The following is a 9566-nucleotide window of genomic DNA, read 5'->3' on the forward strand; positions in this document are numbered from 1 at the left end:
AGGGCAAGAAACTTATTCCCCAGCCAATCCGATAGATAAAACGCTGAATTTCATGTTGCCGGCTTTCAAAAGCGTCTGGCAACATGCACAGATAGTGGCTCCCGTAGTACAGACATCATCTACCATCAGAAAATGTCTGCCTGCGATGGAGCCGCTTTTGTTTTTCCCTTTCTCTTGGTCGGGGCGGTAGGAAGGGTAGAGCTCAAAGGCTTCTTTCACGTTCTCGTTTCTTCTCCAGCGGTCTTTTTGGGTCTGACTTTCCTTGAAGACGTTTCTTCTCACGATATTTGTGTAGATGGGGAGGTGGGTCACCTGTGCGATTCCCTTAGCGATTTCCTCGCTCTGGTTGTAGCCTCTCTGCCGTTGGCGGTGGGGTGCAAGCGGAATGGGAATGATGCCGTCGATGTCGTCGAAGAAGTGCACTTTCATTCCTTCCTGTGCCAGAAGTATTCCCAAGTCTGTGGCAACTTCCGGGCGGTGACTGTATTTCAGTTGATAGAGAATGTTGCTGGTGAAGGCATGGCCCTTGTAATAGAAGAGGGCGCAGGCTTTCTCGATGGGAATACGATGCCAGAACATCTTTGCCATCTCATTATTATAAGGGTCTTTCCATGTATCGGTTCTGGGTAGAAACAGATTGCATGAAACACAAATGCTTTCCTCCTCGCCATTGAGCCGGTTTCCGCAAACCGGACAGTAGCGGGGGGAAAGCATATCTATGATTTTTGCTAAGATACTGAGTCGCATATATGTAATCGTATTAAAATTCTACGTCTTCTACTCCCATTTTGTCAATGCATTTGCGGATAATATCCATGCTGAAGCCTCTGCCGAGAGCAAAACGGATGAGCTTCATGGAGCGCTCGTAGTCGTTTTTTGCCTTGATGGTCTTATACTTGTTTCTCATCAGGGGCAGAAGTGTCTCCATATAGAGTTCGTCCTCAATTTCTGCAAAGATAGGGTCGGAGATTTCTCTGGAGATATGTTTCAGCCAGAGAGCCTGTTCCACCTTGCGCCGTCCCCATTTATTATATTTGATTTTATCGTTGATGAAGAAGCGGGCAAAGCGCTCATCATCCACGAATTTCTTCTGGATGAGGAACTCCATGTTGCGGGCGATAGCATCCTCGGGTAGTTCCCATTTCTTCATTTTGTCGAGCATTTCCTGCGAACAGTGCTCCGACTGGGTGCAGAGAGTCGTCAGTTTCAGGAGTGCCTGTTGCTCAGTCATCGGCTTCTTCGCACGATGCGGTTTATAATTGTCATATTCCATATTGTTTCTTATTTTTTAGCAGCTCGCATCATTCTCTTTTTCCCGAAAGAATCTTCCTTCGTCTCAATATCCTTGAAACCGAAGCCTTCGAGCATTTCCCTGGTTTCCTTTTCGTAGATAGGGTTGATTTCGAAATAGAGGAATCCCCCACAGCGCAGTCTGATGGAAGCAATCTCGGCGATGGCCCGATAGAACTTCAGAGGATCTTCGTCGGGAACGAAGAGGGCGATACCTGGTTCATAATCCAAGACATTCTTAGCCATATCTATCTTTTCTTTCTCGCAGATATAAGGAGGATTGCTCACGATCATATCCACTTCGGGAGAATCCTTTGTATCTTTTCTATACCTTTCAAGCAGTTTAAAGACATCCATTTTCTCAAAGCATGCTTTAGAAGACAACAACTTGGCATTCTCTGTGGCAATTCTGCAGGCGCAGTCGGAAATGTCTATTCCTAATACTTCCGAATTTGGAATCTCAAGACTCAGGGTAATGGCAATGCAGCCAGAGCCTGTACAGAGGTCCATGATTCTTGGTTGAGGAGAGGCAGATTTCGCCATCCATTCACAGAGTTCCGCCGTTTCGGGTCTCGGAATCAGCACACCCGGCTCTACATGGAAGGTTCTTCCAGCAAAGTCGGCTTTGCCCAGCACATACTGTACCGGTTCGCCATTTTGCAGTCTTTCTACAATTTCTTCCAGATTTCTTTCTTTATCTGCAGATAATTCATTAACTTTGCCGCAGATTATGTCGGTCAAAGTCATTCCGTATTTCACGTCGAGCACGGTGCGGACGATAGCTTGCGCTTCGCCAGTCTCATAGAGTGGAGTGAGGGATTGCCAAAGTTGTTGATAAGTTTTCATACTACAAAGATACGCTTTTCTTGTTTTACTTTACCTTATTTTACTGTTAAATTATCGTAAGAAACTCCTTTTTTTATACACCGATTCTTTTATTTTATTATCTTTGTACGCAAAAGTCCCTTGGAAAATAGTCATGAACTCAAGAAAAGTCCCTTGAAAAATAGTTTTTACATTTTGTAATATTATTACATGTGTTGTTCTCTTGTGGAATTTGTTTTGTCCTATTTCCTCATAAGATTCCCTTTTGTTCTGCAGGGTAATTTTGACTTTTTATTGACAAAATCCTAATTATAGAAAAATATGAAACAAAATAAAGTCTCTTTTCAGAATCCTTGGACGGGAGAGCCACTCTCTCAGCAGGAGATAGATGAAATGTTTATGCGCCGCTGCCTGCAGTTGGCGAAGAACGGAAGGCAGAATGCGAAACCCAATCCGATGGTGGGAGCCGTCATTGTGAGTGCCGACGGAAGAATTATCGGCGAGGGCTATCATGTGCGCTGCGGCGAGGGACATGCTGAGGTGAATGCCTTTGCCTCTGTCAGACCGGAGAATGAGCCGCTGCTGCATGAAGCCACTATTTACGTGAGTCTCGAACCCTGTTCGCATTACGGAAAGACGCCTCCTTGTGCCGACCTCGTAGTAAAGAAAGGAGTGAAAAGATGTGTCTGCGGTTGTGTAGATCCGTTTGCCAAGGTGCAGGGGCGCGGCATTCAGAAAATCCGCGAGGCTGGCATCGAAGTGACGGTGGGCGTGCTGGAGAAGGAATGTCTTGAACTCAACAAGCGCTTCATCACTTATAATACCCATAAGCGCCCTTACGTGATTTTGAAATGGGCGCAGACAGTCAACGGTTTTCTCGATGACGGAGGCAAGGGAATGGCTATTTCCTCTCCTTTCACCAAGATGCTTTCCCACAAACTGCGTGCCGAGAACGATGCCATCCTGGTAGGTAGAATCACCGATGAGCGAGACCATAGTCAGTTGAATGTGCGTGACTGGAGCGGTAAGGACCCTCTGCGACTGGTCATCGACAGAAATCACCCTTGCTTCGAGGGCTTGGATTTCTCTCAGGGAAAGACCAGCGTGCTGGATCAGATGATGGACCACCTATATATTAATAAGGTGCAATCTCTGATAGTGGAGGGAGGTGCCATCACCCATCAGGCTTTCCTTGATGCAGGACTTTGGGATGAAATCAGGGTGGAAACAGCAGTCGGGAAATCTGTGGAAAAAGGCACTGAGGCTCCTCGCCTTCCTCACGATGTCCGTCTGCTCACCCATGAGGAATATGATGGCAATGTCATCGATATCTATGAACGAAGTAAATATTAAACATTACACATTAAACATTAAAAATCGATGAGCAATAGATTTACATCGCGCCTGAGCGATAACGACGATTTCAAGAGAGATGAACTGATTCGCAAGATAGAACATGCCGTAGAGCACATGACGCTTGCTGAACTGGAAGCTCTGTCCTACGATATGTTTACGAAAGGATATATCACGGATTATTAAGATATCGATTAAGATTACATCACGGATAATCACGGATTTCCGGAAAAGCAAATCCCAAGTCAGCAGAAAAGCCGGCTTGGGATTTATGAGTATAAAAGTTTATGTATAAGAGTAATCTATATCTTACAGCTTGAATTTATAACCAATGGTCAGCTGGAGCACGTTGGTGTAGCCGTCGCCATACTTTGGAACCTTTGTGACACCGATGTTATAGCGAGCATCCAGTACGAAGTTGTTGAACTCGTAAGACATTCCCACAGGAATTGCAAAGTCGAAGGTGTTGACATCCTTAGCCTCGTCCTTGGCAACCATGAATGCAGGCTGAATACCTGCCTTGAGTGCGAAGTTGCGGGCAACATAATAGTTGAGCGTGATAGGAATGTTCAAATATCCTGGATTCCAAGAATATTCATCATGTTTAGTTCCTTGGAAGGAATAGAGAAGTCCACCTGCGATGGCAGCTTTTGCATTAAACTGGTGTTGCAATTCTGCGCCGAATACGCAACCAGCTTTCCAGTCTCCATCACCTACGGAAGATACGTTCAAACCGATCTTAGGCTGGATAGTTGTAGTACCCACTCTGCTCTGAGCAAAAATACTTACTGAAGACAGCATGATAACTGCCATTAAAAATAATTTCTTCATCATCTCTAATCTAATTTTAAGTTGTTATTACTGGATTATCAATTCACTCTGATTTTAGGTTAGTTTCCGAAAAAACTATTTGCAAATATAGTAAAAATCTCGATACGTGATTCCATTTTCCTTGATTTTAAGGCAATTTATATGTTTTTTATGAGATAATAACAAAATTCCTGTTGCTGTATCCAGTCAAAGTCATTTTTTGTTTAAAATTTTCCCCTGTCAAATCTCTTGAGATAATACATTTTTCAATTGTAACGCAATTTTCTTATCAAAAACGATGGAGAATTCGTTTATTTGTATTATCTTTGCAATTGCTTAATTCATGTAATGCCCTCCAATATCATGCCGTGCATTACAAAAACGTAGAAAACCTGTTTAAATGGAAATCGAAAAAGAAGTAATATTACTCATGTCTCAGGGCGATGAAAAAGCTTACGGCATCATGTTCCGCAAGTTTTATCCTAAAGTTCATCGCTTCGTCTCCATGTTGCTGAAAAACATGGATGATGCCGACGACGTTTGTCAGATTATCTTTGAGAAAATCTGGAGGAAGCGCCAGAAATTCGCGGAAATCAAAGACTTCGATTCCTACCTTTTTATATTGGCGAAATATACCGTTATCAATTATATTTCCACCAAGCGAGTGATTCCGATAGACATCGATTCCTTGCCTGACCAATGTGCCAACGTAGTCTCGCCGCATGAGGAAATCGTGGCCAAGGATACCCAACTGCTTATCGACATGATTGTGGAGAATATGCCCCCGCAGCGACAGACCATCTACCGCATGAGTCGGGAACAGCATCTCAAGAACGAGGAGATAGCCCAACAGTTGGGATTGCAGAAGAAAACAGTAGAGAATCATCTTAACCTGGCTCTTAAAGAAATAAAAAAAGCCTTATATTTGATGATTTTATTGCAATTGCATTGGGTGTAATATCTTTGAAAAATGTCTTAAAAAGAAATTACAGGTAAAAATATGGCAACAAAGATTAAGGATATCATAGATTATTATTCTGAACATGTCGTATCAGATGAAATAAAGGAAAGAGTCTTACAGAGATTATCAGATTCGAAAGATGAAAAGGAGGAAGTTGAAGCCTTGCGATCTTTGTGGGATAAGGCTGATTCTGCATATATGGATGAAGAGGAAATTTCAACTGCTTATGGACGGCTTTTCAAAAAAGATATTGATAGTAGCAAGGGTAAAACGTTCCAAATCTTCACTTGGCAAAGAGTGGCTGCTCTTGTCATTCCGCTGGTTATGCTTGTCGTCTTCGGCAAGATCTATGTTCAGATGCGTAATGATCTGAAAGCATCACAGGCTATAGCGATGATGCAGGAACATACGATAAAAGGTGAATCTAAAACATTGGCTTTGGCTGATGGAACGAAGGTGAAACTCAGTCAGGGTTCTGTGCTCCTTTATCCTGCTTCTTTTGAAGGCAAGGAGCGAAAGGTGTTCTTGGCAGGTGAGGCTTTCTTCGATATCAAGCATGATGACAAGCATCCGTTCCATGTCAGCACTCCTCACTTTGAGATTACTGATTTGGGTACTTCATTCTCGGTTTCTTCTTATACTACCGACGAGGAAGTTACTACTACGCTCAAAACGGGTAAGATAGAACTCAGAATTGTAGGTGAGGACAAAGTATATAGTATGAATCCAGACGACCAGCTGGTTTATAATGTAAAGACCAAGTCGGTAAATCTCCGCCAGGTTTCCAAGGGGAATAATGGTCTGGGCTGGAGAAACAAGCAGATAGATCTCAATGACGTAACTCTCGCAGAAGCTGCTCAGATAATGGGCGATGCATACGGAGTAAAATTCTCCTTCCGTTCGCAGCGTTATAAGAACACGAAGGTTACAGTTCATTTCAACCGTGGTGAAACCCTTTCGGGTGCCATGAATGTCTTGAAAAACTTGGTTCCAGGTTTGGAATATGAAGTGAGAAAAGATGAAGTTATACTGAAATAAGAAGGCGGTTCTTTACCCAAATCTCTTTCGAAAACAGGGATTTGGGTAAGAAATCGCCCTTTTTTTATTCAAGATTGATTATGATAAAGAATTTGATTTTTGATTTCGGCAAAGTGCTCGTAGATTACGAATACTTTGAAACTCTTGACCAGATATTCAAGACCCACGAACAGGCAGAAGAATTCTATCATCTTCTGATAGACGGTAAGTGGAATGAGAATATGGATCGGGGAGACTCTTTTGAGGACACCTTCTGCAAAATGCAGCAGATCATGCCGCAATATAAGAACGAGATAGCGGTGGTAGCCCAGCGCTTCAATGAATTTGTGCGTGGCGAAAAGGAGGGGATGCGAGACCTGCTGGCTCAATTGAAGTCAGAAGGTTATCATCTTTATGGTCTTTCCAACTGGTGTACCAAGTGTCACGAGACAATGGCGCAATATCCGATTTTCCAACTATTGGAAGGACAGGTCATTTCGTCTGAGGAAAAGATCATCAAGCCAGACCAGGCGATTTACGAGCGCCTTTGCCAGAAGTATTCTCTACTGCCAGAAGAATGCCTTTTTGCAGACGACAGAATGGAAAATGTAGAAGCAGCCCGAAAATTCGGAATGCAGGCCATCTGCTTTGAGGATGCAGTACAGTATGAGCAGGAATTGAGAAAAATCTTAGCCTCAGTTGTATAATTAGTAAATAGTTAATTAGTAATAAAGTTCTTACTAAAAAGACTATTGGCTTGGCTCATCTGGTACAAAGCAAGTCCTGACGTTTCGGATCAGATGATAGAGCAAGCGATTGATGAACTTTTGGATCAGAATCGTCAGTTCTATCAGCGTGATATGGAAACCATGACGGTTTACCAGAAAATTTTCCTCATTGCTGTCTTGAAATAGAACGTAATTTGCTGATTTTCAGGGATATAACTTATTGTAAATCAGCATGATCTAACGAAGCGCTTTATTAGCATCTAACGAAGCGCTTTATTAGCACCTAACGATGCGCATCATTAGCACCTAACGATGCGCATCATTAGACCTTAATAAAGCGCTTTCTTATATTTTGTACTTACGCTTCTATTGAGAACTTGCCCCATGTGATGATTAATGCCATCATTCGATTTCCTCGCAAACCACCATCTCTGCTCCTCGATACATCACTACGAGCTTGTGTAGATGGGTGGTCTTTACGGCATCTCTCACTATGTCGCTATCGGCATAACGGGTGATTTGCGCAGAGGCTTCCTTGAGGAGTTCTTTCACTTGCTGGTCCGTGGTGCTCGTCTTGCAATATTTCAGTTCGATGATGTAGCTGTCCACCATGTCCTTGTAGATGTCGCAAAGAGGGGAGAGGAAGATGTCGGCATAGCCGCCATCATTGTCCAACTCGGAGATAGGGCGATAGAAGCGGCACTGGCTTGCCATCGCCAAGGTGAAACCATGCACGAAAGCCTCGCCTTTCTGCTTGTCACGCTGCGAAGAATAGCGTTTCAGGCTATCGGCGATGAACTCGAAATAAGCCTTGTAGTTGCCATCGTAAGCCAGTTTGCTCTCCAACTGGGTCTTGTTATAAGTATCGTATACCAAGTTGTTTTCCTTGTAGGTGTCGAGGAGATAGGTGTACATCTGGTCACGCACCACCTCGTTAGGGATGATAAACTTTGTTTCGCCTTTATATTCTCCATCTATCGTCACCATGCCGAAATAGAAGAGCAGGCTCACGAAGTTGTCTGGGTCGTTGATATGGTCGGCAGGGAAATTTTCTACGAGCTTGCCTGTAACGTATCCCTTGGTGACCAACTGCTGGATGACACTGGCGTCATGGGCGAACTCCTTGTCGTGACGGATAAGCATGCGCAGCTTACTGTAATCCGTGCGAACATTACTCTCCACCATGTTCTTTGGGATTTTGTAATAGCTTCGGATGTAATTATCCAAGAAGTAGAGCACCATCACGGAATTATACATGGTGGTTTCTCCATAGCATTCCTCGGCAAAACAATAGTTGTCGTACCATGGCTTCATCACGGTGATGAGCTCATCTACGGTGTGATTGAACGGCAAGACGCTTGAGTAATAGCCCAACATCTCCCGCACTTCCTCCTCGGTGAATCCCGTCATCTCATTGAATTGTGGAGTTAGCGAGTAATTCGTGCCGATGTTGAAGCCACTGGTGAGGTCGTCCATAGTGACAGGGCTTACACCCGTGACGAAGACACGTCCCAAAGCCGAGCCGGCTGCACCCTTGATGGTGTTGAAGAAGCGACGTAGATAACCCTCTCCATGAGTCTGGTTGCGGTATCGCTCCAGATGCTCCTCGTTGGCAAGGATTGTGTTGGTAAAGTTGTCGTACTCGTCGATAAAGAGATAGATTTTCTGGTTAGCTTCCTTGCAAACCTGGCATAAATACCTAAGTTGTCCTATGGCACCAATTTCTCTGTTCAACCCCTCCTTTGCATCAGGAGGAAGCAAATGGGCATATTGGTTACAGAATGAATTGAACATAATGTTACAATGCACATCCAATCCACTTTGATAATTGTCTATACCTGCGTCCACTTCAGCGAAATTGAGGTGAATGATGAGATATGTATTATGCTCTGGTGTAGGATTTTCGCCAATGTACAATCCACCGAAGAGGGACTCAAACTTGTCCTTCTTGTTGATGTCATAGTAATGTTCAAGCATGGAGAGGGTGAGGCTCTTGCCAAAACGGCGAGGGCGGATATAGAAGAAGTACATATTGGAGTCTTCTATATCTTCGATGAATGAGGTCTTGTCCACATAGTAACAATCCCTCTCCCTAATATCCTCAAAGTTCTGCATGCCGTAAGGTATGCGCTTGCGATAGATTCGCTTTCTTCTTTCTCTTATAGCCATGGCTTAAATGTATTTTAGCTTTACCATTTGCAAAATTAAGCAATAAATTTGTAACCTCCAAATTTCCCGGTCTATATTTTAGAAAGTGCCATTTTTGAATGGTCGTTCGCAGGTGAACTTCACCCTTCATCTATCCCTCGGAATCCCCTGTGTTTATCGGGGTTTCAGAGGGTGAAGGGTGCAATTTAACCCTTCATCACCCTTCATCACCCTTCATCCTAAGGGGTAAGCAGCACCCATATAGTCATGAGTTGTTACGTTAATACTGTGAGTCAACGTGTATTATTAACCCGTTGGCGGAATTAATTTAGCGCATACTTAACCCTGCCAACCGGTCTGTTGTTTACATAATTAATATATTGCAAGACTGTAAATGCGCTGATTTTCCCGATGATTCGGGTAAACAGTCCTAG

The 9566-nt window shown here is 43.6% G+C and carries 11 protein-coding genes and 1 pseudogene; 6 read left to right on the plus strand and 6 right to left on the minus strand.

What is annotated here, in order from left to right; all coding sequences use genetic code 11:
- Positions 1-12 precede the first annotated feature (12 nt).
- The 3 genes from EXN75_RS07525 to prmC form a co-directional block, all read right to left on the minus strand.
- Positions 13-588 carry a ComF family protein gene (locus EXN75_RS07525; protein ID WP_342776606.1) on the minus strand — a complete coding sequence of 192 codons (576 nt, stop codon included), beginning with the start codon at positions 586-588 and terminating at the stop codon, positions 13-15.
- A gap of 172 nt (positions 589-760) precedes the next feature.
- Positions 761-1273 (minus strand): regulatory protein RecX, encoded by a 513-nt coding sequence (locus tag EXN75_RS07530; protein WP_134843322.1) that lies wholly within the window; start codon positions 1271-1273, stop codon positions 761-763.
- An 8-nt stretch (positions 1274-1281) separates the two neighbouring features.
- Positions 1282-2136, minus strand: a complete 855-nt coding sequence (prmC, locus tag EXN75_RS07535; RefSeq protein ID WP_134843323.1) for a peptide chain release factor N(5)-glutamine methyltransferase — start codon at positions 2134-2136, stop codon at positions 1282-1284.
- A gap of 300 nt (positions 2137-2436) precedes the next feature.
- On the opposite strand from prmC, the gene ribD reads away from it, so the two are divergent.
- Together ribD and EXN75_RS17635 are read left to right on the plus strand one after the other, a co-directional pair.
- Entirely contained in the window at positions 2437-3468 is a 1032-nt protein-coding gene (ribD, locus tag EXN75_RS07540) for a bifunctional diaminohydroxyphosphoribosylaminopyrimidine deaminase/5-amino-6-(5-phosphoribosylamino)uracil reductase RibD (RefSeq protein WP_134843324.1), read from the plus strand.
- 27 nt (positions 3469-3495) lie between these two features.
- Positions 3496-3654 carry a hypothetical protein gene (locus EXN75_RS17635; RefSeq protein ID WP_022110683.1) on the plus strand — a complete coding sequence of 53 codons (159 nt, stop codon included), beginning with the start codon at positions 3496-3498 and terminating at the stop codon, positions 3652-3654.
- Between the two features lie 123 nt (positions 3655-3777).
- On the opposite strand, the gene EXN75_RS07545 is transcribed toward EXN75_RS17635, so the two are convergent.
- Positions 3778-4299, minus strand: a complete 522-nt coding sequence (locus EXN75_RS07545) for an outer membrane beta-barrel protein (RefSeq protein WP_134843325.1) — start codon at positions 4297-4299, stop codon at positions 3778-3780.
- A gap of 379 nt (positions 4300-4678) precedes the next feature.
- Between EXN75_RS07545 and EXN75_RS07550 the strand changes: the two genes are divergently transcribed.
- From EXN75_RS07550 to EXN75_RS17640, 4 genes are all read left to right on the plus strand, one after another.
- Entirely contained in the window at positions 4679-5236 is a 558-nt protein-coding gene (locus tag EXN75_RS07550) for a sigma-70 family RNA polymerase sigma factor (RefSeq protein ID WP_134843326.1), read from the plus strand.
- A gap of 42 nt (positions 5237-5278) precedes the next feature.
- Positions 5279-6277 (plus strand): FecR family protein, encoded by a 999-nt coding sequence (locus tag EXN75_RS07555; protein WP_134843327.1) that lies wholly within the window; start codon positions 5279-5281, stop codon positions 6275-6277.
- Positions 6278-6357: 80 nt separating this feature from the next.
- Positions 6358-6963, plus strand: coding sequence for an HAD family hydrolase (locus EXN75_RS07560; protein ID WP_134843328.1), 606 nt, complete (start codon positions 6358-6360; stop codon positions 6961-6963).
- Positions 6964-7008: 45 nt separating this feature from the next.
- Positions 7009-7170 carry a hypothetical protein gene (locus tag EXN75_RS17640; protein ID WP_158570172.1) on the plus strand — a complete coding sequence of 54 codons (162 nt, stop codon included), beginning with the start codon at positions 7009-7011 and terminating at the stop codon, positions 7168-7170.
- A gap of 216 nt (positions 7171-7386) precedes the next feature.
- Here the strand turns inward: EXN75_RS17640 and EXN75_RS07565 are convergent, their stop codons facing one another.
- Together EXN75_RS07565 and EXN75_RS07570 are read right to left on the minus strand one after the other, a co-directional pair.
- On the minus strand, positions 7387-9153 hold the full coding sequence (locus tag EXN75_RS07565; protein ID WP_134843329.1) for an ATP-binding protein: 1767 nt from the start codon (positions 9151-9153) through the stop codon (positions 7387-7389).
- 302 nt (positions 9154-9455) lie between these two features.
- A pseudogene (locus tag EXN75_RS07570) lies at positions 9456-9566 on the minus strand (IS982 family transposase); the annotation flags it as partial.

This window comes from Segatella hominis (assembly GCF_004535825.1).
GTDB classification, from domain to species: domain Bacteria; phylum Bacteroidota; class Bacteroidia; order Bacteroidales; family Bacteroidaceae; genus Prevotella; species Prevotella hominis.